The organism is Escherichia sp. E.sYA108 (genome assembly GCF_011754335.1).
Taxonomy (GTDB): domain Bacteria; phylum Pseudomonadota; class Gammaproteobacteria; order Enterobacterales; family Enterobacteriaceae; genus Escherichia; species Escherichia coli.
The window spans coordinates 1,043,361-1,067,748 of sequence record NZ_JAAQVZ010000001.1; the positions used below are offsets into that span (position 1 = coordinate 1,043,361).

Genomic DNA, 24,388 nt, shown 5'->3' on the forward strand with positions numbered 1-24,388 from the left:
CGAATAAGGTATTGTTATGATTTTAAATGCATTTTCTCTCGAAGGTAAAGTTGCGGTCGTCACTGGTTGTGATACTGGGCTGGGCCAGGGGATGGCGTTGGGGCTGGCGCAAGCGGGCTGTGACATTGTTGGCATTAACATCGTTGAACCGACTGAAACCATCAAGCAGGTCACGGCGCAGGGGCGTCGTTTTTTAAGCCTGACCGCCGATCTGCGAAAGATTGATGGCATTCCTGGACTGCTGGATCGCGCGGTAGCGGAGTTTGGTCATATTGATATCCTGGTGAATAACGCCGGATTGATTCGCCGCGAAGACGCTCTCGAGTTCAGCGAAACAGACTGGGACGATGTCATGAACCTGAATATCAAGAGCGTATTCTTCATGTCTCAGGCAGCGGCGAAACACTTTATCGCGCAAGGCAATGGCGGCAAGATTATCAATATCGCGTCAATGCTCTCCTTCCAGGGCGGGATCCGTGTGCCTTCTTATACCGCATCAAAAAGCGGCGTGATGGGTGTGACGCGATTGATGGCGAACGAATGGGCTAAACACAACATTAATGTTAATGCGATAGCTCCGGGTTACATGGCGACCAACAATACCCAACAACTGCGGGCAGATGAACAACGTAGCGCGGAAATTCTCGACCGCATTCCGGCTGGCCGTTGGGGACTGCCGAGTGACCTGATGGGGCCGGTAGTGTTTCTTGCCTCCAGCGCTTCAGATTATGTAAATGGTTATACCATTGCTGTGGATGGCGGTTGGCTGGCGCGTTAATTCATTCCTCTTACTTTTATGACCCTGCCGCATGGCAGGGTTTTTTATATCTGTAGATCATCATAATCCATATCATGGTTATGAAATAATCCATATCAATTATCAATTAATGAACTTTATGAATTTTATCTGCTTTAAAATTATGTGGTTAATAATAATCTCAATAATTCAACTTAATTTGAAAATTGGAATATCCATCACATAACGACATGTCGCAGCAATTTAATCCATATTTATGCTATTTCCGACCTGACACCTGTGTGAGTTGTTCACGTATTTTTTCACTATGTCTTACTCTCTGCTGGCAGGAAAAAATGGTTACTATCAATACGGAATCTGCTTTAACGCCACGTCCTCTGCGGGATACGCGGCGTATGAATATGTTTGTTTCGGTAGCTGCTGCGGTCGCAGGATTGTTATTTGGTCTTGATATCGGCGTAATCGCCGGAGCGTTGCCGTTCATTACCGATCACTTTGTGCTGACCAGCCGTTTGCAGGAATGGGTGGTCAGTAGCATGATGCTCGGCGCAGCAATTGGTGCGCTGTTTAATGGGTGGCTGTCGTTCCGCCTGGGGCGTAAATACAGCCTGATGGCGGGGGCCATCCTGTTTGTACTCGGTTCGATAGGGTCCGCTTTTGCGACCAGCGTAGAGATGTTAATCGCCGCTCGTGTGGTGTTGGGCATTGCTGTTGGGATCGCGTCTTACACCGCTCCTCTATATCTTTCTGAAATGGCAAGTGAAAACGTTCGCGGTAAGATGATCAGCATGTACCAGTTGATGGTCACACTCGGCATCGTGCTGGCGTTTTTATCCGATACAGCGTTCAGTTATAGCGGTAACTGGCGCGCAATGTTGGGGGTTCTTGCTTTACCAGCAGTCCTGCTGATTATTCTGGTGGTCTTCCTGCCAAATAGCCCGCGCTGGCTGGCGGAAAAGGGGCGTCATATTGAGGCGGAAGAAGTGTTGCGTATGCTGCGCGATACGTCGGAAAAAGCGCGAGAAGAACTCAACGAAATTCGTGAAAGCCTGAAGTTAAAACAGGGCGGTTGGGCACTGTTTAAGATCAACCGTAACGTCCGTCGTGCTGTATTTCTCGGTATGTTGTTGCAGGCGATGCAGCAGTTTACCGGTATGAACATCATCATGTACTACGCGCCACGTATCTTCAAAATGGCGGGCTTTACGACCACAGAACAACAGATGATTGCGACTCTGGTCGTGGGGCTGACCTTTATGTTCGCTACCTTCATTGCGGTCTTTACGGTAGATAAAGCAGGGCGTAAGCCGGCTCTGAAAATTGGTTTCAGCGTGATGGCGTTAGGCACTCTGGTGCTGGGTTACTGCCTGATGCAGTTTGATAACGGTACGGCTTCCAGTGGCTTGTCCTGGCTCTCTGTTGGCATGACGATGATGTGTATTGCCGGTTATGCGATGAGCGCCGCGCCAGTGGTGTGGATCTTGTGCTCTGAAATTCAGCCGCTGAAATGCCGCGATTTTGGCATCACCTGCTCAACGACGACAAACTGGGTGTCGAATATGATTATCGGCGCGACCTTCCTGACACTGCTTGATAGCATTGGCGCTGCCGGTACGTTCTGGCTCTACACTGCGCTGAACATTGCGTTTGTGGGCATCACTTTCTGGCTCATTCCGGAAACCAAAAATGTCACGCTGGAACATATCGAGCGCAAACTGATGGCAGGCGAAAAGTTGAGAAATATCGGCGTCTGATTTCACGGGCCGGATGTGCTGTACATCCGGCCCTTTTTTCGTTAATAGAGATTGGGCACCTGGCCGTTGAGGCGTTTGTCTCGTTCCTTATTCAGCCTTGTTGCGGTAACACACATCAGGAGAGAGGAATGAAAACAATTGGTTTGCTGGGAGGAATGAGCTGGGAATCCACTATTCCTTACTATCGTCTGATAAATGAAGGCATTAAACAGCGGCTTGGTGGGCTTCACTCTGCGCAAGTGCTGCTACATAGCGTCGATTTTCATGAAATAGAAGAGTGCCAGCGTCGCGGTGAGTGGGACAAAACCGGGGATATTCTGGCTGAGGCGGCGCTTGGCTTACAGCGGGCGGGCGCAGAAGGTATTGTGTTATGCACCAATACGATGCATAAAGTGGCGGATGCCATTGAGTCTCGTTGCTCTCTGCCTTTCTTACACATAGCGGATGCCACTGGACGTGCAATTACCGGGGCAGGAATGACTCGTGTGGCGCTGCTGGGTACACGTTACACCATGGAACAGGATTTTTATCGCGGGCGGCTGACGGAACAATTTTCCATCAACTGTCTTATTCCTGAAGCGGATGAACGGGCGAAAATTAATCAGATTATTTTTGAAGAACTGTGTCTGGGGCAATTTACCGAAGCGTCACGCGCTTATTATGCGCAAGTGATTGCTCGCCTTGCAGAACAGGGCGCACAGGGCGTCATTTTTGGCTGCACAGAAATTGGTTTACTGGTGCCAGAAGAGCGCAGTGTTCTGCCTGTGTTTGATACCGCGGCGATCCATGCCGAGGATGCTGTCGCTTTTATGCTGTCGTAGCTGACGACAAAATAGCGTCAAGAGAAGTGACCAGTTTCGGTAATCCCGCTTGTAAATGCTCACTAAACGCCTGCACCAGCGCTGATGACGGGCGGTGCAGGGGGCGGATCAGGCTGACGGTGAATGGAACCGCAATGCTGAACCGCCGCACCACTAAACCGCTTGCCGCATAATCCAGTGCGGTGAGCGGGTTAACCACCGAAACGCCTACCCCCGCCCGTACCATTGCGCAGACTGACGCGGCGCTGTGGGTTTCTACGATCATGCGTCGTTTAACCTGATTCTCAGTAAACAATTGATCCAGCAACTGGCGATAGCTGTCAGTACGGGAAAGGCTGATGTAGTTCTCACTGTGAAAATCATCCGGCGTTAATACCTTTTTTACCGCCAGCGGATGGCCCGGAGGTAACACACACACTTCATCTAAAGAGAGTAATTCGGTACGTTCTGTTCCCGCAGGCGTATGGAGCGTTTCAGTGAGTCCTAAATCATGACGCTGGGCCGAGAGCCACTCTTCAAGTAGCGGTGATTCCTGGGGCACGATATTTAAGCTGACATCGGGATAACGTGCCAGAAAGGGTTGCAGGAGCTGCGGTAAAAAAGATTGCGAAAAGACCGGCAGGCAGGCAATAGACAGTTCTCCCTGGCGAAACTCGCGCAGACTTTCTGCGGCACTGACAATGCGATCCAGTCCGTACCAGGATCGTTGCACTTCTTCAAACAGACGCAGTCCTTGCACGGTAGGATGTAATCGTCCACGTATGCGCTCAAACAATTTCAGCCCGATCACCTTCTCAAAGCGCGCCAGTTCGCGGCTGACGGTTGGCTGTGAGGTGTGTAGCAGGTGTGCCGCCTCAGTCAGGCTTCCGGCGGTCATTACCGCATGAAAAATTTCAATATGACGTAAGTTAACTGCGGCCATTAGCGCTCTCTCGCAATCCGGTAATCCATATCATTTTTGCATAGACTCGACATAAATCGATATTTTTTATTCTTTTTATGATGTGGCGTAATCATAAAAAAGCACTTATCTGGAGTTTGTTATGCCACATTCACTGTTCAGCACTGATACCGATCTCACCGCCGAAAATCTGCTGCGTTTGCCCGCAGAATTTGGCTGCCCGGTGTGGGTCTACGATGCGCAAATTATTCGTCGGCAGATTGCAGCGCTGAAACAGTTTGATGTGGTGCGCTTTGCACAGAAAGCCTGTTCCAATATTCATATTTTGCGCTTAATGCGTGAGCAGGGCGTAAAAGTGGATTCCGTCTCGTTAGGCGAAATAGAGCGTGCACTGGCGGCGGGTTACAATCCGCAAACGCACCCCGATGATATTGTTTTTACGGCAGATGTTATCGATCAGGCGACGCTTGAACGCGTCAGTGAATTGCAAATTCCGGTGAATGCGGGTTCTGTTGATATGCTCGACCAACTGGGTCAGGTTTCTCCAGGGCATCGGGTATGGCTGCGTGTTAATCCGGGGTTTGGTCACGGGCATAGCCAAAAAACCAATACCGGTGGCGAAAACAGCAAGCACGGTATCTGGTACACCGATCTGCCCGCCGCACTGGACGTGATACAACGTCATCATCTACAGCTGGTCGGCATTCACATGCACATTGGTTCTGGCGTCGATTATGCCCATCTGGAACAGGTATGTGGTGCTATGGTGCGTCAGGTCCTCGAGTTCGGTCAGGATTTACAGGCTATTTCTGCGGGCGGTGGGCTTTCTATTCCTTATCAACAGGGTGAAGAGGCGGTTGATACCGAACATTATTATGGTCTGTGGAATGCCGCGCGTGAGCAAATCGCCCGCCATTTGGGCCATCCTGTGAAACTGGAAATTGAACCGGGTCGCTTTCTGGTAGCGCAGGCTGGCGTATTAATTACTCAAGTGCGGAGCGTCAAACAAATGGGTAGCCGCCACTTTGTGCTGGTTGATGCCGGGTTCAACGATCTGATGCGCCCGGCAATGTACGGTAGTTACCACCATATCAGTGCCCTGGCAGCTGAGGGTCGTTCTCTGGAACACGCGCCAACGGTGGAAACCGTCGTCGCCGGGCCGTTATGTGAATCGGGCGATGTCTTTACCCAGCAGGAAGGGGGAAATGTCGAAACCCGCGCCTTGCCGGAAGTGAAGGCGGGTGATTATCTGGTACTGCATGATACAGGGGCATATGGCGCATCAATGTCATCCAACTACAACAGCCGTCCGCTGTTACCAGAAGTTCTGTTTGATAATGGTCAGGCGCGGTTGATTCGCCGTCGCCAGACCATTGAAGAATTACTGGCGCTGGAATTGCTTTAACTGCGGTTAGTCGCTGGTTGCATGATGACTTGCCTCCAGCGACGGAGTTGACACTGAATGGCGACGTACCAGCGTCGGACTAAAGACATTAGTGATTTCCGGGAGAGGGCGATTATCCGCCAGCGCCAAAGCCAGTTCGGCAGCCTGCGTCGCCATCGTCACGATTGGGTAACGCACGGTGGTCAGGCGCGGACGCACATAGCGTGACACCAGCACATCATCAAAGCCAATTAACGAAATCTCACCCGGTACATCAATACCATTATCATTGAGCACGCCCATCGCGCCCGCCGCCATTGAATCGTTATAACAGGCTACCGCAGTGAAATTTCTGCCTCGTCCCAAAAGCTCGGTCATTGCCTGTTCGCCGCCGCTTTCGTCTGGTTCGCCAAATGTCACCAGCCGGTCATTGGCCGGAATACCACTTTCAGCAAGGGCATCGTAATACCCTTGCAGACGATCTTCGGCGTCAGAAATAGAGTGGTTAGAGCACAGATAACCAATGCGGGTATGACCTTGCTGAATTAAATGACGCGTTGCCAGCCAGGCACCGTAACGATCGTCCAGAGCAATACAACGGTTTTCAAAGCCAGGCAGGATACGGTTGATCAGCACCATACCGGGCATTTGTTTCATTAATGAGGCTAAATCGGCATCCGGGATCATTTTGGCATGGACAACCAGCGCAGCACAGCGATGGCGGATCAGTTGCTCAATGGCCTGACGCTCTTTTTGTTCGTTGTGGTAACCGTTGCCAATCAATAAAAAATTACCAGTGTGATAAGCCACCTGTTCGACCGCTTTCACCATTGCGCCGAAAAACGGATCGGAAACATCACCAACGACCAGACCGATCGTTTCAGTGGTCTGCTGCGCCAGCGCACGGGCGTTGGCGTTCGGGTGATAGCTAAGAGACTCCATTGCACTATGCACAGCAAGCCGGGAAGCTTCGCTGGCTTTGGGTGAATTATTAATGACGCGGGAAACGGTGGCGACTGAAACGCCTGCCAGTCGGGCTACATCCTTTATGGTCGCCATGAAAATACCTTAGTGGGTAAACGCTTACATTCTTTCAGTGTTACGGAAAACGCCCGTTGGTTCAAGGGGTGACATGTTTTCATCGTGGGAATGTGAGCCAAACGCAAATAAGTAAGACAAAAAAAGAGATTGCAAACCTTTGGTTACACTTTGCGAAACGCTGTTGCGATTGACCGCTGGTGGCGTTTGGCTTCAGGTTGCTAAAGTGGTGATCCCAGAGGTATTGATAGGTGAAGTCAACTTCGGGTTGAGCACATGAATTACACCAGCCTGCGCAGATGCGCAGGTTTTTTTTTGCCGGTCATCAATCTGTAACAGTAACCGACAATTTACACACCTCGTTGCATTTCCCTTCATTCCTTTGCGTTTTCTCGCTGGCGAAGAGTCGTCGTGCAGACCACAATCAAGATCCCAGAGGTATTGATTGGTGAGATTATTCGGTACGCTCTTCGTACCCTGTCTCTTGCACCAACCTGCGCGGATGCGCAGGTTTTTTTTCGCACCTAATTTACTGTCGCTCGCGTTCTTTATCTCGTGTAATCTCCCTCCATTCGCTTTTACTGAATCAGAGCAAAGGGAGTTGGAATGCTTTTTAGCTTTTTTCGAAATTTGTGCCGTGTTTTGTATCGCGTTCGCGTTACGGGTGACACCAAGGCACTGAAGGGCGAGCGCGTTCTAATTACGCCTAATCACGTCTCTTTTATTGATGGCATACTGCTGGCATTGTTTTTACCCGTACGTCCGGTATTTGCCGTTTACACCTCAATAAGCCAACAGTGGTATATGCGTTGGCTGAAATCATTTATCGACTTTGTTCCTCTCGACCCGACGCAACCTATGGCGATTAAACATCTGGTACGTCTGGTGGAACAGGGCCGACCAGTGGTGATTTTCCCTGAAGGACGCATCACCACCACTGGCTCGCTGATGAAAATCTACGATGGCGCGGGATTTGTCGCGGCGAAGTCTGGTGCAACGGTTATTCCTGTGCGTATTGAAGGGGCGGAACTTACGCACTTCAGCCGCCTGAAAGGTCTGGTTAAACGTCGCTTGTTCCCGCAAATTACTCTGCATATTTTGCCACCAACGCAGGTGGAGATGCCGGATGCGCCGCGTGCCCGTGACCGTCGCAAAATCGCTGGCGAAATGCTGCATCAAATAATGATGGAAGCGCGTATGGCGGTGCGCCCGCGTGAAACGCTGTACGAATCTTTACTGAGTGCAATGTACCGCTTCGGAGCCGGGAAGAAATGTGTCGAAGACGTCAACTTTACCCCAGACTCCTATCGCAAATTGCTTACGAAAACGCTGTTTGTTGGACGCATCCTTGAAAAATACAGTGTTGAAGGCGAACGCATCGGCTTAATGCTGCCCAATGCAGGCATCAGTGCTGCAGTGATTTTTGGGGCCATCGCCCGTCGCCGCATTCCCGCAATGATGAACTACACCGCCGGGGTAAAAGGGTTGACCAGTGCTATTACGGCGGCTGAAATCAAAACCATTTTCACTTCCCGTCAGTTTCTCGATAAAGGCAAACTCTGGCATCTGCCGGAGCAACTTACTCAGGTACGCTGGGTCTATCTGGAAGATTTAAAAGCAGATGTCACCACTGCCGACAAAGTGTGGATTTTCGCTCATTTGCTGATGCCGCGTCTGGCACAGTTAAAACAGCAGCCGGAAGAAGAGGCGCTGATCCTCTTTACCTCCGGTTCTGAAGGCCATCCGAAAGGCGTCGTCCATAGCCATAAAAGCATTCTGGCGAACGTCGAGCAGATTAAAACGATTGCCGACTTCACCACCAACGATCGCTTTATGTCGGCGTTACCGCTGTTTCACTCCTTTGGGCTGACGGTAGGCCTGTTTACGCCACTGCTCACAGGTGCAGAAGTGTTCCTTTATCCAAGCCCGCTGCATTACCGCATTGTGCCGGAGTTGGTGTATGACCGCAGTTGCACCGTGTTGTTCGGTACCTCGACTTTCCTCGGTCACTACGCGCGTTTCGCCAACCCGTATGACTTCTATCGTCTACGCTATGTGGTGGCAGGCGCAGAAAAACTACAAGAAAGTACCAAACAGCTTTGGCAGGATAAATTTGGCCTGCGCATCCTTGAAGGCTACGGTGTGACCGAGTGCGCGCCTGTCGTTTCTATCAACGTACCGATGGCGGCGAAACCCGGTACGGTAGGGCGTATTCTACCAGGTATGGACGCGCGCCTGTTGTCAGTTCCTGGTATCGAAGAGGGCGGACGCCTGCAACTGAAAGGGCCGAACATAATGAACGGCTATCTGCGGGTGGAGAAGCCTGGTGTACTGGAAGTGCCCACCGCCGAGAATGTTCGCGGCGAAATGGAGCGCGGCTGGTATGACACTGGCGATATCGTGCGTTTTGATGAGCAGGGCTTTGTGCAGATTCAGGGCCGCGCAAAACGCTTTGCCAAAATTGCAGGCGAAATGGTGTCGCTGGAAATGGTGGAACAACTGGCACTTGGTGTTTCGCCAGATAAAGTCCATGCCACTGCGATTAAGAGCGATGCCAGCAAAGGCGAGGCACTGGTGCTTTTCACCACAGATAACGAACTGACGCGCGATAAGTTACAACAGTATGCCCGCGAGCACGGCGTGCCGGAGCTTGCTGTACCGCGCGATATTCGCTATCTGAAACAGATGCCATTACTTGGCAGCGGCAAACCTGACTTTGTCACGTTGAAAAGCTGGGTAGACGAAGCGGAACAACACGATGAGTGAGTCAGTGCACACTAACACTTCGTTGTGGTCGAAGGGGATGAAAGCGGTTATCGTGGCGCAGTTTCTCTCTGCGTTTGGCGATAATGCGCTGCTGTTTGCCACTCTGGCGTTACTGAAAGCGCAGTTCTATCCGGAGTGGAGCCAGCCCATCCTGCAAATGGTGTTTGTAGGTGCTTACATTCTTTTTGCGCCGTTTGTCGGGCAGGTGGCGGATAGCTTCGCCAAAGGCCGGGTGATGATGTTTGCCAACGGCCTGAAGCTACTGGGCGCAGCCAGTATCTGCTTTGGTATCAATCCGTTTCTCGGCTATACGTTGGTGGGTGTTGGTGCTGCAGCCTATTCACCGGCGAAATACGGTATTCTCGGCGAATTAACCACGGGTAGTAAGTTAGTAAAAGCTAACGGTTTAATGGAAGCGTCTACCATAGCGGCGATTTTGCTCGGTTCCGTAGCTGGTGGTGTTCTGGCTGACTGGCATATTCTGGTTGCCCTGGCCGCATGCGCACTGGCCTACGGTGGCGCGGTCGTTGCCAATATCTACATTCCCAAACTGGCGGCGGCGCGTCCGGGGCAGTCCTGGAATCTCATCAGCATGACCCGCAGTTTCCTGAATGCCTGCACCTCGCTATGGCGCAATGGTGAAACGCGTTTTTCGCTGGTGGGCACCAGTTTATTCTGGGGAGCAGGTGTCACGCTGCGTTTCCTGTTGGTGCTGTGGGTACCGGTGGCGCTGGGTATTACCGATAACGCTACGCCGACCTATCTCAACGCGATGGTAGCGATTGGTATCGTGGTTGGCGCAGGTGCGGCAGCGAAGCTGGTTACGCTGGAAACCGTGTCACGCTGTATGCCAGCCGGGATTTTGATTGGCGTGGTGGTACTGATTTTCTCCCTGCAACACGAGCTGCTGCCAGCCTATGCTTTGTTGATGCTGATTGGCGTGCTGGGGGGCTTTTTTGTCGTTCCGCTCAATGCGTTGCTACAGGAGCGGGGTAAAAAAAGCGTCGGGGCGGGGAATGCGATTGCAGTACAAAACCTTGGCGAAAACAGCGCCATGTTGTTGATGCTGGGCATTTACTCGCTGGCGGTAATGGTAGGCATCCCGGTCGTGCCCATTGGCATTGGCTTCGGTGCGCTGTTTGCGCTGGCAATAACGGCGCTGTGGATCTGGCAGCGCCGTCATTAATATTTAACGCCGGTTTTAACCGGCGTTAATCTTATGGTGCAGGATACGTATAAACCTGATGCACCGCTTCAATTTCAGCTAATACGTCTTCGCTCAACTCCAGATGCAAACTTTCGACGTTAGTTTTCAGCTGCTCCATCGTGGTTGCGCCCAGCAGAGTGCTGGCAACAAACGGTTGACGGCGTACAAATGCGAGCGCCATCTGAGCAGGGTCCAGGCCATGACGTCTGGCGATATCAACATACGCCGCGACGGCTTTTTGCGTTTGCTCACCGCTATAGCGGGTGAACCGACTAAAGAGCGTATTACGTGCGCCAGCGGGTTTTGCACCATTGAGATATTTCCCGGTCAGTGTGCCGAAACCCAGGCACGAATAGGCCAGCAGTTCGACCCCTTCATACTGGCTGACTTCTGCCAGACCTACTTCAAAACTGCGGTTTAACAGGCTGTAGGGGTTCTGAATGGTGACAATACGCGGCAGATCGTGTTTGTCCGCCAGATGCAGGTAGCGCATTACGCCAAATGCAGTTTCGTTCGACACGCCGATATAACGAATTTTTCCCGCGCGTTGGTACTCTGCCAGTGCGTCCAGCGTATCCAGCAGCGAAACCGCAGGCGCAGAATCTGTCCAGCTATAACCGAGTTTGCCGAAGCAGTTGGTTGGGCGCTGCGGCCAGTGCACCTGATAGAGATCGAGGTAATCAGTCTGCAGACGCTTGAGGCTGTCATGCAGCGCTTCGCGGATATTCTTCCGATCCAGCGCCTGATCCGGGCGGATGCCTTTGTCATTATTGCGCGACGGTCCGCTCACTTTGGAGGCGATAATTAACTTTTCGCGGCTGCCATGTTTCGCCAGCCAGTTGCCGACGTAGGTTTCGGTTAGCCCTTGAGTTTCGGGGCGCGGAGGTACTGGGTACATTTCGGCAACGTCGATAAGGTTAATGCCCTGAGCGACGGCATAGTCGAGTTGTGCGTGGGCGTCGGCTTCGCTGTTCTGTTCACCAAACGTCATCGTGCCAAGCCCCAGCGTGCTGACTTCCAGCGAACTGTGGGGTATACGGTGATATTGCATAGCCGTTTCCTTTTTATAATCACGACATAAGGAATATAAAAATGGCAGAGGGAAGGGAAAAGGGAAAGAGAAAAATCTTAAGGCCAGCCGGATGCTGACCTTATTTGTTAACGTTCAATAATTTGCGAAACATCATCACGGTTAATTTGCATCGCGTTACCTTGCTGATCGTGATAACTCACCAGCCCGGTATCATCATCAATTTCAGGTTTTCCATCGGTCAAAATCATACGGCCATCTTTGGTCGCCATGACGTAATCACTGGAACACCCGGAAACAGCAAACGCCAGTCCGACTGCAGAAATTATTACTGCCCATTTTTTCATCCGGTTATCCTCATTTGGCCCACCTATGATAATAGTCTGTTTATAAACCGACGTTATATATCTTGAAAGCAGGAAAATCTTAAACTGTGAGGGTAACAGGAGTGAGTACGCCCTCCCGCAGGAGAGCGTACGGAGTATCAGAGCGGATTCTTTTTGTTGCGAATCAGGTTGAGGCTTTCAACCGCAATAGAGAAGAACATCGCGAAGTAGATGTAACCTTTCGGTACGTGGATGTCGAAACTTTCCAGAATCAGGGTAAAGCCCACCAGAATCAGGAAAGAGAGCGCCAGCATTTTTACCGAAGGATGGCGCTCGACAAAATCACCAATCGAGCGCGCGGCGAACATCATCACGCCTACGGCAATCACCACGGCAGCCATCATAATAAACAGGTGATCTGACAGACCCACAGCGGTAATCACCGAGTCGAGGCTGAAGATAATATCCAGCAGCATAATCTGCACGATAGCGCCGAGGAATGATGAAACGCGTGTTTTCAGCCCTTCTTCTTCACCTTCGATGGATTCGTGGATTTCCTTGCTGGCTTTCCAGATAAGGAACAAGCCACCCAGAAGCAGGATCAAATCACGGGCGGAAATTTCCTGACTGAATATTGTAAAAAGCGGATTCGTCAGGCGCGTAACCCAGGCGATGGATGCCAGCAGCGCCAGACGCATAACCATGGCTCCCGCCAACCCCAGACGGCGCGCATGAGCACGTTGTGCTGTGGGAAGCTTTGCCACCACCAGAGAAAGGAAAATAATATTGTCGATCCCAAGAACGATCTCCAGCAGCGTCAGTGTACCGAGCGCAAGCCAGGCGTTAGGATCGGTTATCCATGCAAATAACATCTAAAAAGCCCTGCCAAAAAAATGAAGCGGTAATTATATGCCCGGAAAGCAGCAGGTCAAAGCGATGGCTACTGGATCAGAAAATGACGGGCCAGTAGCGCACTGGTGAAATTCTTCTTCAAATAAAATCCGCGCGGCAGCGTCAGAATCCGTTCGCCCCGGGCACCAATAGCTTCGGTCAGCGCTTTCGCATTCGCTGCTTTCGGTCGTATCTGTAAATATTCCCCGTGACGAGCGGTGATCCGCTCAATCTGACCGAGAACAATCATATCCATTAATTCTTCCCAGTCTTCGCGTAGCTGCCGGTCTTCCTCTTCATTCGGGCTCCACAGCAACGGTGATCCTACGCGACGCTTTGCCAGCGGGATGCTGCGCTCGCCTTCAACCGGTATCCACAGCACGCGTTTGAGCTTGTGGCGCACGTGGCTGGTTTCCCAGGTCACCCCGCTATTGCCCGTTAACGGGGCAACACAAACGAATGTTGTTTCCAGTGGACGACCAAGACTATCCACAGGGATAGTTTTAAGTTCCACGCCCAGAGCAGCAAAATCTTGCTCAGGTTTACTCCCTGCGCTGGCACCTAGCCAGATCTCCAGTAACACGCCAATCCAGCCCTTATCGCGTTTTAAATTCTCCGGCGTAACCAGCCCGGCAAGTGCCGCCAGTTCTCCCAATGTATAACCAGAAAGTTGTTGTGCTTGCGCTAACAATTGTTCTTCAGTTTCGGGAGGAGAGAGCAGTGGGCGAGGTTGGGACATGTCATGATACCTTGGTTAAAAAACAAACAGCAATTATGTGCTGAATATTCGCAGTGTAACTTTTTCCACATGCGTTGTTCAATTCTCTGATTTATATTGCTTTTTAGGTTGCCGGTAAACGAGTTGCGCAACACTGCAACGGGTTTTCCAAATCTGGTCACTGAAAATAAACAGGATCTTACACCATGTTATCCACAGAAAGCTGGGATAACTGTGAAAAACCTCCACTACTGTTTCCATTTACAGCCTTGACGTGCGACGAAACTCCAGTTTTTAGTGGTTCAGTGCTTAACTTAGTGGCACATTCTGTGGATAAATACGGCATTGGTTGATCTTTCGCCAACACGTAAATGAGAGGTGTGACCTGGGTCACGAATTACTCTTTTTTATTACTCAAATCACATGTAATGCATTGACTGATAATGAATATTTTAAAATCTCTGTATCTGTCTTATTCAGAATGCTCCGGGTTTTCCCGTAGTAATTCCGTAGTTCTTCACAACTCTATCCACAGAAAAGGTGAATAAAAACGGCTATCCACCCCTTCCTCTGTTTATAACTCTGCACATAACTGTGAGTTATTCAATTGTTATTAGTGTGTAATGCCCTGCAGAGAGTGGTTTACCGTCTTCCTGGAGTATGAAACAATCATTCGTATATAAAGCTTTATTTTGAGGTAGTCCGGTGATTGATGACGATGGCTACCGCCCAAACGTAGGTATCGTGATTTGTAATCGCCAGGGGCAGGTAATGTGGGCCCGGCGATTTGGTCAGCACTCCTGGCAATTTCCGCAAGGCGGAATCAACCCCGGAGAATCCGCAGAGCAGGCGATGTACCGTGAATTGTTTGAAGAAGTAGGATTAAGCCGCAAAGACGTTCGAATCCTTGCTTCAACGCGTAACTGGTTGCGCTACAAATTACCGAAACGTTTGGTGCGTTGGGACACGAAGCCGGTTTGTATCGGCCAAAAACAAAAATGGTTTCTCTTGCAGCTGGTGAGCGGCGATGCAGAAATCAATATGCAAACCAGCAGTACACCAGAGTTTGACGGCTGGCGATGGGTAAGTTACTGGTATCCAGTCAGACAGGTGGTGTCATTTAAACGTGATGTCTACCGTAGGGTAATGAAAGAGTTCGCGAGTGTGGTGATGTCACTGCAGGAAAATACGCCAAAACCACAAAACGCATCTGCTTATCGACGTAAAAGAGGTTAAGTCACGCCAATTATGCTCACTCGCCTGCGCGAAATAGTCGAAAAGGTAGCCAGCGCACCACGCCTGAATGAGGCGTTAAATATTCTGGTTACCGACATCTGTCTTGCGATGGATACCGAGGTCTGTTCGGTCTACCTGGCCGATCATGATCGACGTTGTTACTACCTGATGGCGACCCGGGGACTGAAAAAACCACGCGGTCGCACTGTAACGCTCGCGTTTGATGAAGGGATCGTCGGCCTGGTTGGCAGGCTGGCGGAACCGATAAACCTTGCAGATGCGCAAAAGCACCCCAGCTTCAAATACATCCCCTCCGTAAAAGAAGAACGTTTCCGCGCGTTTTTAGGCGTACCAATTATTCAACGTCGCCAGTTGCTTGGTGTACTGGTGGTACAGCAACGAGAGTTGCGCCAGTATGACGAAAGTGAAGAATCCTTCCTGGTGACGCTTGCCACCCAGATGGCAGCTATTCTTTCTCAGTCGCAGTTGACTGCCTTGTTTGGGCAATATCGCCAGACGCGAATCCGTGCATTACCGGCAGCACCTGGTGTGGCGATTGCCGAAGGCTGGCAGGATGCCACGTTACCTTTAATGGAACAGGTGTATCAGGCATCAACGCTGGATCCGGCTCTGGAACGCGAACGACTGACCGGGGCGTTGGAAGAGGCGGCTAACGAGTTTCGCCGCTATAGCAAACGCTTTGCTGCCGGTGCACAAAAAGAAACGGCGGCTATTTTCGATCTTTACTCACACCTGCTTTCGGATACCCGGCTGCGTCGCGAATTGTTTGCCGAGGTTGATAAAGGCTCGGTGGCAGAGTGGGCGGTAAAAACGGTCATTGAAAAATTTGCCGAACAGTTTGCCGCGCTAAGCGATAACTATCTCAAAGAGCGGGCTGGCGATTTACGTGCGCTGGGTCAGCGATTGCTGTTTCATCTTGATGACGCTAATCAAGGGCCGAACGCCTGGCCGGAACGTTTCATTCTGGTGGCAGATGAACTGTCAGCGACAACGCTTGCTGAGCTGCCCCAGGATCGCTTAGTCGGTGTTGTCGTGCGCGATGGCGCTGCCAACTCCCATGCTGCGATCATGGTACGTGCGCTGGGGATACCTACCGTGATGGGCGCGGATATTCAGCCTTCGGTACTGCATCGTCGGACGCTGATCGTCGATGGTTATCGCGGTGAATTGCTGGTCGATCCGGAGCCGGTACTGCTGCAAGAATATCAGCGGCTAATTAGTGAAGAGATTGAGCTTAGCCGTCTGGCGGAAGATGACGTCAATTTACCCGCCCAGTTAAAAAGCGGCGAGCGCATTAAAGTTATGCTCAATGCCGGTTTAAGCCCGGAACATGAAGAAAAACTGGGCAGCCGTATTGATGGCATAGGACTTTATCGCACTGAAATCCCATTCATGCTGCAAAGTGGTTTTCCGTCGGAAGAAGAACAGGTGGCGCAGTATCAGGGGATGCTGCAAATGTTCAATGATAAACCCGTCACCTTGCGTACGCTGGATGTCGGAGCAGATAAGCAGCTGCCTTACATGCCGATCAGCGAAGAGAATCCATGCCTGGGTTGGCGTGGGATTCGCATTACGCTCGATCAGCCGGAGATCTTCTTGATCCAGGTGCGGGCGATGCTGCGTGCTAATGCCGCTACGGGCAACCTGAATATTCTGTTGCCGATGGTCACAAGCCTCGATGAAGTTGACGAAGCACGCCGCCTGATTGAACGTGCCGGACGTGAAGTCGAGGAGATGATCGGTTACGAAATTCCCAAACCACGTATCGGCATCATGCTGGAAGTGCCGTCAATGGTATTTATGCTGCCGCATCTGGCAAAGCGGGTCGATTTCATCTCTGTTGGCACCAACGATCTGACGCAATACATCCTGGCCGTTGATCGCAACAATACCCGGGTGGCGAACATTTATGACAGTCTTCATCCTGCAATGTTACGAGCTCTGGCGATGATCGCCCGGGAAGCGGAAATACATGGAATCGATCTCCGTTTGTGCGGTGAAATGGCGGGCGATCCCATGTGCGTGGCAATCCTCATTGGGCTTGGGTATCGCCATCTGTCTATGAACGGACGTTCTGTAGCGCGCGTAAAATACCTGCTGCGGCGCATTGATTTTGCTGAAGCAGAAAATCTTGCGCAGCGTAGTCTGGAAGCGCAACTGGCGACCGAAGTTCGCCATCAGGTTGCTGCCTTTATGGAGCGTCGCGGCATGGGCGGGCTGATTCGCGGGGGGTTATAGCGCGGATCATATACATATCTTTTAACGGTATCCGGCAACCAGCCAGGTCCCCTTGTGCTATTATTCGCACCTTTGGAGCGCCTGAAACCTGCGGCGCGCATTTCAATCGCTGTTCTCTTTCAGCGAAATAACAAGAACTTGTGGTGACAGATGACCAGTAGCTATCTGCATTTTCCGGAGTTTGATCCGGTCATTTTCTCAATAGGACCCGTGGCGCTTCACTGGTACGGCCTGATGTATCTGGTGGGTTTCATTTTTGCAATGTGGCTGGCAACACGACGGGCGAATCGTCCGGGCAGTGGCTGGACCAAAAATGAAGTTGAAAACTTACTCTATGCGGGCTTCCTCGGCGTCTTCCTCGGTGGACGTATTGGTTATGTTCTGTTCTACAATTTCCCGCAGTTTATGGCCGATCCGCTGTATCTTTTCCGTGTCTGGGACGGCGGCATGTCCTTCCACGGAGGCCTGATTGGCGTTATCGTGGTGATGATTATCTTCGCCCGCCGTACTAAACGTTCCTTCTTCCAGGTCTCTGATTTTATTGCCCCACTCATTCCGTTTGGTCTTGGTGCTGGGCGCCTGGGCAACTTTATTAACGGTGAATTGTGGGGCCGCGTTGACCCGAACTTCCCGTTTGCCATGCTGTTCCCTGGCTCCCGTACAGAAGATATTTTGCTGCTGCAAACCAACCCGCAGTGGCAATCCATTTTCGACACTTACGGTGTGCTGCCGCGCCACCCATCACAGCTTTACGAGCTGCTGCTGGAAGGTGTGGTGCTGTTTATTATCCTCAACCTGTATATTCGTAAACCGCGCCCAATGGGAGCTGTCTCAGGCTTGTTCCTGATTGGTTACGGCGCGTTTCGCATCATTGTTGAGTTTTTCCGCCAGCCCGACGCGCAGTTTACTGGTGCCTGGGTGCAGTACATCAGCATGGGGCAAATTCTTTCCATCCCGATGATTGTCGCGGGTGTGATCATGATGGTCTGGGCATATCGTCGCAGCCCACAGCAACACGTTTCCTGAGGAACCATGAAACAGTATTTAGAACTGATGCAAAAAGTGCTCGACGAAGGCACACAGAAAAACGACCGTACCGGAACCGGAACGCTTTCCATTTTTGGTCATCAGATGCGTTTTAACCTGCAGGATGGATTCCCGCTGGTGACAACTAAACGTTGCCACCTGCGTTCCATCATCCACGAACTGCTGTGGTTCCTGCAGGGCGACACTAACATTGCTTATCTACACGAAAACAATGTCACCATCTGGGACGAATGGGCCGATGAAAACGGCGACCTCGGGCCAGTGTATGGTAAACAGTGGCGCGCCTGGCCAACGCCGGATGGTCGTCATATTGACCAGATCACTACTGTACTGAACCAGCTGAAAAACGACCCGGATTCCCGTCGCATTATTGTTTCAGCGTGGAACGTAGGCGAACTGGATAAAATGGCGCTGGCACCGTGCCATGCATTCTTCCAGTTCTATGTGGCAGACGGCAAACTCTCTTGCCAGCTTTATCAGCGCTCCTGTGACGTCTTCCTCGGCCTGCCGTTCAACATTGCCAGCTACGCGTTACTGGTGCATATGATGGCGCAGCAGTGCGATCTGGAAGTGGGTGATTTTGTCTGGACCGGTGGCGACACGCATCTCTACAGCAACCATATGGATCAAACTCATCTGCAATTAAGCCGCGAACCGCGTCCGCTGCCGAAGTTGATTATCAAACGTAAACCCGAATCCATCTTCGACTACCGTTTCGAAGACTTTGAGATTGAAGGATACGATCCACATCCGGGCATTAAAGCGCCGGTGGCTATCTAATTACGAAACATCCTGCCAGAGCCGACGCCAGTGTGCGTCGGTTTTTTTTGCCCTCCGTTAAATTCTTCGAGACACCTTCCCGAAATTTTGCAACGTCCTGCAACGGCGTAAATAGTCCGGAAGATGCGCCGAAGAAATAGAAACTGGCCCTCGTCTTTTTTTCTCCTCGCTCCATACTGCCGGCATGAAAACACAACGTGGTTATACGCTGATTGAAACGCTGGTCGCGATGCTGATTCTGGTCATGCTAAGCGCAAGTGGGCTCTATGGCTGGCAATACTGGCAGCAGTCGCAACGGCTTTGGCAAACCGCCAGCCAGGCGCGGGACTATTTGCTCTATTTACGTGAAGATGCCAACTGGCATAACCGCGACCACAGTATCAGTCTTATCAGGGAGGGGACGTTATGGTGCCTTGTGAGTTCCGTTGCTGGGGCGAATACCTGTCATGGCAGTTCACCATTGGTCTTTGTGCCGCGCTGGCCCGAAGTCGAAATGAGCGACCTGACACCTTCGCTTGCTTTCTTTGGCCTGCGCAATACCGCATGGGCCGGGCATATTCGCTTCAAAAACTCAACGGGCGAGTGGTGGCTGGTGGTTTCGCCGTGGGGAAGACTCCGGCTTTGTCAGCAAGGAGAAACAGAAGGATGCCTGTAAAAGAGCAAGGTTTTTCTCTGCTGGAAGTGTTGATTGCTATGGCGATCAGTAGCGTATTGTTGCTGGGGGCTGCACGCTTTCTGCCTGCGTTACAGCGTGAAAGTTTAACGAACACCCGTAAGCTGGCGCTGGAAGATGAAATCTGGCTGCGGGTATTTACCGTCGCGAAGCATCTCCAGAGGGCGGGTTATTGCCATGGCAGCTGTACGGGCGAAGGGCTGGAAATTGTCGGACAGGGTGACTGTATCATTGTGCAGTGGGATGCGAACAGTAATGGTATCTGGGATCGCGAACCGGTAAAAGAGTCCGACCAGATTGGATTTCGTCTGAAGGAGCATGTGCTGGAAACGCTACGCGGTGCGACATCCTGTGAAGGTAAGGGCTGGGATAAAGTCACTAATCCGGATGCCATCATTATCGACACTTTTCAGGTCGTACGTCAGGATGTCAGCGGCTTCTCGCCGGTGTTGACGGTTAATATGCACGCTGCCAGCAAGGCTGATCCGCAAACCGTGGTGGATGCCAGCTATAGCGTGACAGGATCCAACCTGTGAACCGCGAAAAGGGTGTTTCGTCACTGGCTCTGGTCCTGATGCTGCTGATTTTGGGTAGCTTGCTATTGCAAGGAATGAGTCAGCAGGATCGCAGTTTTGCTTCTCGCGTGAGCATGGAAAGTCAGTCATTGCGCCGCCAGGCCATCGTTCAGTCGGCGCTGGAGTGGGGAAAAATGCACTCCTGGCAGACGCTGCCCGCAGTTCAGTGCTTACTGTATGCTGCCACCGGTGCCCGGGTTTGTCTGCGTTTACTGGCAGATAATGAAGCCTTATTGATTGCTGGTTATGAAGGCGTTTCGTTGTGGCGAACAGGCGAAGTCATCGATGGAAACATTGTTTTTTCGCCACGCGGCTGGAGCGATTTTTGTCCGCTGAAAGAGAGGGCGTTATGTCAGCTTCCCTGAGGAATCAACAAGGCTTTAGTCTGCCGGAGGTAATGTTGGCGATGGTGTTGATGGTGATGATTGTCACTGCGTTATCGGGTTTCCAGCGAACATTAATGAACAGTCTTGCCAGCAGAAACCAGTACCAACAGCTCTGGCGGCATGGCTGGCAGCAAACGCAACTGCGCGCGATTTCGCCACCTGCTAACTGGCAGGTCAACCGAATGCAGACATCGCAGGCGGGATGTGTCAGCATCAGCGTTACGCTAGTTTCACCCGGGGGCAGAGAAGGCGAGATGACCCGCCTGCATTGCCCGAATCGTCAGTAGTCAGGAGCCGCTATGTTAAGGGTCTACCATTCCAATCGTCTGGACGTGCTGGAAGCGTTGATGGAGTTTATTGTCGAACGCGAACGACTGGACGATCCTTTCGAACCAGAGATGATTCTGGTGCAAAGTACTGGTATGGCACAGTGGCTGCAAATGACCCTGTCGCAAAAGTTTGGTATTGCGGCAAACATTGATTTTCCGCTGCCAGCGAGCTTTATCTGGGATATGTTCGTCCGGGTATTACCGGAGATCCCCAAAGAGAGCGCCTTTAACAAACAGAGCATGAGCTGGAAACTGATGACTCTGCTGCCGCAACTGTTGGAGCGCGAAGACTTTACCCTGTTGCGGCATTATCTGACTGACGATAGTGACAAGCGAAAACTGTTCCAGCTTTCTTCAAAAGCGGCGGACCTGTTTGACCAGTATCTGGTCTATCGTCCGGACTGGCTGGCACAGTGGGAAACAGGACATCTGGTAGAAGGGTTGGGAGAAGCACAGGCCTGGCAAGCGCCGTTGTGGAAGGCGTTGGTGGAATATACCGACGAACTTGGGCAACCGCGCTGGCACCGCGCCAATCTCTATCAGCGCTTTATCGAAACGCTGGAGTCCGCGACGACCTGCCCGCCGGGGTTACCTTCGCGCGTCTTTATATGCGGTATTTCCGCGTTACCGCCTGTTTATCTCCAGGCGCTACAGGCGCTGGGTAAACATATTGAAATCCATCTCCTGTTTACCAACCCCTGCCGTTATTACTGGGGCGACATTAAAGATCCTGCTTATCTGGCGAAACTACTGACTCGCCAGCGCCGACACAGTTTTGAAGATCGCGAATTACCGCTATTTCGCGACAGCGAAAATGCCGGGCAGCTCTTTAACAGCGATGGTGAACAGGATGTCGGCAACCCGCTGCTGGCTTCATGGGGCAAGCTTGGGCGCGACTACATTTATCTCCTTTCTGACCTGGAGAGCAGCCAGGAGCTGGACGCTTTTGTCGATGTGACGCCAGATAACCTGCTGCATAATATTCAGTCTGACATTCTGGAACTGGAAAACCGCGCCGTTGCTGGTGTGAACATCGAAGAGTTTTCCCGTAGCGATAACAAACGCCCGCTTGATCCACTGGATAGCAGTATCACCTTCCACGTTTGCCATAGCCCGCAGCGTGAAGTTGAAGTTTTACACGATCGCCTGCTGGCGATGCTGGAGGAAGACCCGACACTTACTCCGCGCGACATCATCGTGATGGTGGCTGATATCGACAGCTACAGTCCGTTTATTCAGGCTGTGTTTGGTAGCGCACCTGCGGATCGTTACCTGCCTTACGCCATTTCCGACCGTCGGGCGCGGCAGTCGCATCCTGTACTTGAAGCGTTTATCAGCCTGTTATCGCTGCCAGACAGCCGCTTTGTGTCGGAAGACGTGCTGGCATTACTGGATGTGCCGGTGCTGGCAGCGCGGTTTGACATCACCGAAGAAGGGCTGCGTTATTTACGTCAGTGGGTCAACGAATCCGGAATTCGTTGGGGGATAGATGACGACAACGTTCGCGAGCTGGAACTTCCCGCTACCGGTCAACACACCTGGCGGTTTGGCCTGACGCGCATGTTGCTGGGCTACGCGATGGAGAGCGCGCAGGGCGAGTGGCAATCGGTTCTACCTTATGATGAATCGAGCGGCTTAATTGCAGAACTGGTGGGGCATCTGGCTTCACTGCTAATGCAGCTAAATATCTGGCGTCGCGGGCTGGCGCAGGAGCGTCCGCTGGAAGAGTGGTTGCCGGTTTGTCGCGATATGCTCAACGCCTTTTTCCTGCCGGATGCGGAAACCGAAGCGGCGATGACGCTGATCGAACAACAATGGCAGGCGATTATCGCCGAAGGTTTAGGTGCGCAGTATGGCGACGCGGTGCCGCTGTCACTATTGCGTGATGAACTGGCACTGCGCCTGGATCAAGAACGTATCAGCCAGCGTTTTCTCGCCGGACCGGTTAACATTTGTACTCTGATGCCAATGCGTTCAATTCCGTTCAAAGTGGTTTGCCTGCTGGGAATGAACGACGGCGTTTATCCACGTCAGCTTGCGCCATTGGGCTTTGATCTGATGAGCCAGAAACCGAAGCGTGGCGACCGTAGCCGTCGCGATGACGACCGCTATCTGTTCCTGGAAGCGTTAATTTCCGCGCAGCAAAAACTCTATATCAGCTATATCGGGCGTTCCATTCAGGATAACAGTGAACGTTTCCCGTCGGTACTGGTGCAGGAACTGATTGACTACATCGGGCAAAGCCATTATCTACCGGGCGATGAAGCGCTCAACTGTGATGAAAGCGAGGCAAGGGTAAAAGCGCATCTTACTTGCCTCCATACCCGAATGCCGTTTGATCCACAAAACTACCAGCCAGGCGAACGACAAAGCTATGCTCGTGAATGGCTACCTGCGGCCAGCCAGGCTGGTAAAGCACATTCTGAATTTGTTCAGCCGCTGCCATTTACCTTACCGGAAACCGTGCCGCTGGAAACGCTACAACGATTCTGGGCACATCCGGTGCGGGCATTTTTCCAGATGCGTTTGCAGGTGAACTTCCGTACCGAAGACAGCGAAATCCCCGACACCGAACCTTTTATTCTTGAAGGGCTTAGTCGTTATCAAATCAACCAGCAGTTATTAAATGTACTGGTTGAGCAGGATGATGCCGAACGCTTGTTCCGCCGATTCCGGGCGGCAGGTGATTTGCCGTATGGTGCCTTTGGTGAAATTTTCTGGGAAACGCAGTGTCAGGAGATGCAGCAACTTGCCGACAGAGTCATTGCCTGTCGCCAGCCAGGGCAGAGTATGGAGATTGATCTCGCCTGCAACGGTGTGCAGATAACTGGCTGGTTGCCGCAGGTGCAGCCGGATGGCCTGTTGCGCTGGCGTCCCTCTTTATTAAGTGTGGCGCAGGGAATGCAACTTTGGCTGGAACACCTTGTCTACTGTGCCAGCGGTGGTAATGGTGAAAGTCGCCTTTTTCTACGCAAAGACGGCGAGTGGCGTTTTCCGCCGCTTGCAGCCGAACAGGCTTTACATTACCTCTCACAGCTGATTGAAGGGTATCGTGAAGGAATGTCCGCGCCATTGCTGGTGTTACCTGAAAGTGGCGGCGCGTGGCTAAAAACCTGTTATGACGCGCAAAACGATGCCATGCTGGATGACGATTCCACGTTGCAAAAAGCCCGTACGAAATTCCTTCAGGCTTACGAAGGCAACATGATGGTGCGTGGCGAAGGTGATGATATCTGGTATCAACGGCTCTGGCGGCAATTAACACCAGAGACAATGGAGGCTATCGTTGAACAGTCGCAACGTTTCCTGTTACCGCTGTTTCGCTTTAATCAGTCATGAGTATTGTATAAAAATTGCGCAATCTATCCGCTTACTTTATGATGCGCACCAGTCACGGACTGATGGTTATATAGACATAGGCTGACTCGTGCAGCACAAGATTAAATTCTGGCAGATGATTTGCGTTAACGTGTTGAATCTGGCCAGAAAATAAAGTTGATTATGAGGTCC

General features: G+C 51.7%; 22 protein-coding genes. 16 read left to right on the plus strand and 6 right to left on the minus strand.

What is annotated here, in order from left to right; translation table 11 throughout:
• Positions 1-16 precede the first annotated feature (16 nt).
• The 3 genes from kduD (at position 17) to ygeA (ending at position 3,332) form a co-directional block, all read left to right on the plus strand.
• Entirely contained in the window at positions 17-778 is a 762-nt protein-coding gene (kduD, locus tag HBM92_RS05035) for a 2-dehydro-3-deoxy-D-gluconate 5-dehydrogenase KduD (RefSeq protein WP_000602503.1), read from the plus strand.
• Between the two features lie 314 nt (positions 779-1,092).
• Complete coding sequence (gene araE / locus HBM92_RS05040) at positions 1,093-2,511, plus strand: arabinose-proton symporter AraE (protein WP_000256426.1); 1,419 nt, start codon at positions 1,093-1,095, stop codon at positions 2,509-2,511.
• Between the two features lie 128 nt (positions 2,512-2,639).
• Complete coding sequence (gene ygeA, locus HBM92_RS05045) at positions 2,640-3,332, plus strand: amino acid racemase (protein WP_000848654.1); 693 nt, start codon at positions 2,640-2,642, stop codon at positions 3,330-3,332.
• Here the strand turns inward: ygeA and lysR are convergent.
• The gene (gene lysR, locus HBM92_RS05050) at positions 3,319-4,254 is read right to left on the minus strand and encodes a DNA-binding transcriptional regulator LysR (protein WP_000741812.1); all 936 of its coding nucleotides are present in this window, start codon (positions 4,252-4,254) and stop codon (positions 3,319-3,321) included. The two genes, ygeA and lysR, sit on opposite strands and share 14 nt — an antisense overlap.
• Before the next feature lie 121 nt (positions 4,255-4,375).
• Here lysR and lysA point away from each other — a divergent pair, with 121 nt between their 5' ends.
• Positions 4,376-5,638, plus strand: a complete 1,263-nt coding sequence (gene lysA / locus HBM92_RS05055; protein ID WP_001120722.1) for a diaminopimelate decarboxylase — start codon at positions 4,376-4,378, stop codon at positions 5,636-5,638.
• A 6-nt stretch (positions 5,639-5,644) separates the two neighbouring features.
• On the opposite strand, the gene galR is transcribed toward lysA, so the two are convergent.
• Positions 5,645-6,676, minus strand: a complete 1,032-nt coding sequence (gene galR, locus HBM92_RS05060) for an HTH-type transcriptional regulator GalR (protein WP_000201041.1) — start codon at positions 6,674-6,676, stop codon at positions 5,645-5,647.
• 585 nt (positions 6,677-7,261) lie between these two features.
• On the opposite strand from galR, the gene aas reads away from it, so the two are divergent.
• Together aas and lplT are read left to right on the plus strand one after the other, a co-directional pair.
• On the plus strand, positions 7,262-9,421 hold the full coding sequence (aas, locus tag HBM92_RS05065; protein ID WP_000899022.1) for a bifunctional acyl-ACP--phospholipid O-acyltransferase/long-chain-fatty-acid--ACP ligase: 2,160 nt from the start codon (positions 7,262-7,264) through the stop codon (positions 9,419-9,421).
• On the plus strand, positions 9,414-10,607 hold the full coding sequence (lplT, locus tag HBM92_RS05070; protein WP_000004599.1) for a lysophospholipid transporter LplT: 1,194 nt from the start codon (positions 9,414-9,416) through the stop codon (positions 10,605-10,607). The genes aas and lplT overlap by 8 nt, the downstream gene beginning before the upstream one ends.
• Before the next feature lie 31 nt (positions 10,608-10,638).
• Here lplT and HBM92_RS05075 read toward each other — a convergent pair whose 3' ends face one another.
• The 4 genes from HBM92_RS05075 to mutH all read right to left on the minus strand — a co-directional run bounded on the left by HBM92_RS05075 (position 10,639) and on the right by mutH (position 13,614).
• Positions 10,639-11,679 carry an NADP(H)-dependent aldo-keto reductase gene (locus tag HBM92_RS05075; RefSeq protein ID WP_001199299.1) on the minus strand — a complete coding sequence of 347 codons (1,041 nt, stop codon included), beginning with the start codon at positions 11,677-11,679 and terminating at the stop codon, positions 10,639-10,641.
• Between the two features lie 107 nt (positions 11,680-11,786).
• Positions 11,787-12,005, minus strand: coding sequence for a lipoprotein YgdR (gene ygdR / locus HBM92_RS05080; RefSeq protein ID WP_000758655.1), 219 nt, complete (start codon positions 12,003-12,005; stop codon positions 11,787-11,789).
• 137 nt (positions 12,006-12,142) lie between these two features.
• Complete coding sequence (locus HBM92_RS05085) at positions 12,143-12,856, minus strand: TerC family protein (RefSeq protein WP_000895624.1); 714 nt, start codon at positions 12,854-12,856, stop codon at positions 12,143-12,145.
• Positions 12,857-12,924: 68 nt separating this feature from the next.
• Positions 12,925-13,614, minus strand: coding sequence for a DNA mismatch repair endonuclease MutH (gene mutH / locus HBM92_RS05090; RefSeq protein WP_000082183.1), 690 nt, complete (start codon positions 13,612-13,614; stop codon positions 12,925-12,927).
• A 185-nt stretch (positions 13,615-13,799) separates the two neighbouring features.
• On the opposite strand from mutH, the gene ygdT reads away from it, so the two are divergent.
• The 10 genes from ygdT to recC all read left to right on the plus strand — a co-directional run bounded on the left by ygdT (position 13,800) and on the right by recC (position 24,217).
• Positions 13,800-13,946 (plus strand): protein YgdT, encoded by a 147-nt coding sequence (gene ygdT / locus HBM92_RS25585; protein WP_000953278.1) that lies wholly within the window; start codon positions 13,800-13,802, stop codon positions 13,944-13,946.
• A 352-nt stretch (positions 13,947-14,298) separates the two neighbouring features.
• On the plus strand, positions 14,299-14,829 hold the full coding sequence (gene rppH / locus HBM92_RS05095) for an RNA pyrophosphohydrolase (RefSeq protein ID WP_000564489.1): 531 nt from the start codon (positions 14,299-14,301) through the stop codon (positions 14,827-14,829).
• Positions 14,830-14,841: 12 nt separating this feature from the next.
• Positions 14,842-17,088, plus strand: a complete 2,247-nt coding sequence (gene ptsP, locus HBM92_RS05100; RefSeq protein ID WP_000957911.1) for a phosphoenolpyruvate--protein phosphotransferase — start codon at positions 14,842-14,844, stop codon at positions 17,086-17,088.
• Between the two features lie 150 nt (positions 17,089-17,238).
• Positions 17,239-18,114 carry a prolipoprotein diacylglyceryl transferase gene (lgt, locus tag HBM92_RS05105; RefSeq protein ID WP_000204658.1) on the plus strand — a complete coding sequence of 292 codons (876 nt, stop codon included), beginning with the start codon at positions 17,239-17,241 and terminating at the stop codon, positions 18,112-18,114.
• Between the two features lie 6 nt (positions 18,115-18,120).
• On the plus strand, positions 18,121-18,915 hold the full coding sequence (gene thyA / locus HBM92_RS05110; protein ID WP_000816232.1) for a thymidylate synthase: 795 nt from the start codon (positions 18,121-18,123) through the stop codon (positions 18,913-18,915).
• A gap of 184 nt (positions 18,916-19,099) precedes the next feature.
• The gene (locus HBM92_RS05115) at positions 19,100-19,570 is read left to right on the plus strand and encodes a prepilin peptidase-dependent protein (RefSeq protein ID WP_000857041.1); all 471 of its coding nucleotides are present in this window, start codon (positions 19,100-19,102) and stop codon (positions 19,568-19,570) included.
• Positions 19,561-20,124 (plus strand): prepilin peptidase-dependent protein, encoded by a 564-nt coding sequence (locus HBM92_RS05120; RefSeq protein ID WP_001144301.1) that lies wholly within the window; start codon positions 19,561-19,563, stop codon positions 20,122-20,124. Before HBM92_RS05115 ends, HBM92_RS05120 begins: the two co-directional genes overlap by 10 nt.
• Positions 20,121-20,528 (plus strand): DUF2509 family protein, encoded by a 408-nt coding sequence (locus HBM92_RS05125; protein WP_001078371.1) that lies wholly within the window; start codon positions 20,121-20,123, stop codon positions 20,526-20,528. The genes HBM92_RS05120 and HBM92_RS05125 overlap by 4 nt, the downstream gene beginning before the upstream one ends.
• Positions 20,513-20,836, plus strand: a complete 324-nt coding sequence (locus HBM92_RS05130) for a prepilin-type N-terminal cleavage/methylation domain-containing protein (RefSeq protein WP_001276486.1) — start codon at positions 20,513-20,515, stop codon at positions 20,834-20,836. The genes HBM92_RS05125 and HBM92_RS05130 overlap by 16 nt, the downstream gene beginning before the upstream one ends.
• Positions 20,837-20,848: 12 nt before the next feature.
• Positions 20,849-24,217, plus strand: coding sequence for an exodeoxyribonuclease V subunit gamma (gene recC / locus HBM92_RS05135; protein ID WP_000946903.1), 3,369 nt, complete (start codon positions 20,849-20,851; stop codon positions 24,215-24,217).
• Positions 24,218-24,388: the final 171 nt, after the last annotated feature.

Bases quoted from the DNA above. Each gene is read 5' to 3' on its own strand.
- lysA (WP_001120722.1), top strand. From the start codon at position 4,376: ATGCCACATTCACTGTTCAGCACTGATACCGATCTCACCGCCGAAAAT.
- thyA (WP_000816232.1), top strand. From the start codon at position 18,121: ATGAAACAGTATTTAGAACTGATGCAAAAAGTGCTCGACGAAGGCACA.
- aas (WP_000899022.1), top strand. From the start codon at position 7,262: ATGCTTTTTAGCTTTTTTCGAAATTTGTGCCGTGTTTTGTATCGCGTT.
- araE (WP_000256426.1), top strand. From the start codon at position 1,093: ATGGTTACTATCAATACGGAATCTGCTTTAACGCCACGTCCTCTGCGG.
- ygdR (WP_000758655.1), bottom strand. From the start codon at position 12,005: ATGAAAAAATGGGCAGTAATAATTTCTGCAGTCGGACTGGCGTTTGCT.
- ptsP (WP_000957911.1), top strand. From the start codon at position 14,842: ATGCTCACTCGCCTGCGCGAAATAGTCGAAAAGGTAGCCAGCGCACCA.
- kduD (WP_000602503.1), top strand. From the start codon at position 17: ATGATTTTAAATGCATTTTCTCTCGAAGGTAAAGTTGCGGTCGTCACT.
- galR (WP_000201041.1), bottom strand. From the start codon at position 6,676: ATGGCGACCATAAAGGATGTAGCCCGACTGGCAGGCGTTTCAGTCGCC.
- lgt (WP_000204658.1), top strand. From the start codon at position 17,239: ATGACCAGTAGCTATCTGCATTTTCCGGAGTTTGATCCGGTCATTTTC.
- ygdT (WP_000953278.1), top strand. From the start codon at position 13,800: ATGTTATCCACAGAAAGCTGGGATAACTGTGAAAAACCTCCACTACTG.
- lysR (WP_000741812.1), bottom strand. From the start codon at position 4,254: ATGGCCGCAGTTAACTTACGTCATATTGAAATTTTTCATGCGGTAATG.
- HBM92_RS05085 (WP_000895624.1), bottom strand. From the start codon at position 12,856: ATGTTATTTGCATGGATAACCGATCCTAACGCCTGGCTTGCGCTCGGT.
- HBM92_RS05130 (WP_001276486.1), top strand. From the start codon at position 20,513: ATGTCAGCTTCCCTGAGGAATCAACAAGGCTTTAGTCTGCCGGAGGTA.
- ygeA (WP_000848654.1), top strand. From the start codon at position 2,640: ATGAAAACAATTGGTTTGCTGGGAGGAATGAGCTGGGAATCCACTATT.
- HBM92_RS05120 (WP_001144301.1), top strand. From the start codon at position 19,561: ATGCCTGTAAAAGAGCAAGGTTTTTCTCTGCTGGAAGTGTTGATTGCT.
- recC (WP_000946903.1), top strand. From the start codon at position 20,849: ATGTTAAGGGTCTACCATTCCAATCGTCTGGACGTGCTGGAAGCGTTG.
- HBM92_RS05115 (WP_000857041.1), top strand. From the start codon at position 19,100: ATGAAAACACAACGTGGTTATACGCTGATTGAAACGCTGGTCGCGATG.
- HBM92_RS05075 (WP_001199299.1), bottom strand. From the start codon at position 11,679: ATGCAATATCACCGTATACCCCACAGTTCGCTGGAAGTCAGCACGCTG.
- mutH (WP_000082183.1), bottom strand. From the start codon at position 13,614: ATGTCCCAACCTCGCCCACTGCTCTCTCCTCCCGAAACTGAAGAACAA.
- lplT (WP_000004599.1), top strand. From the start codon at position 9,414: ATGAGTGAGTCAGTGCACACTAACACTTCGTTGTGGTCGAAGGGGATG.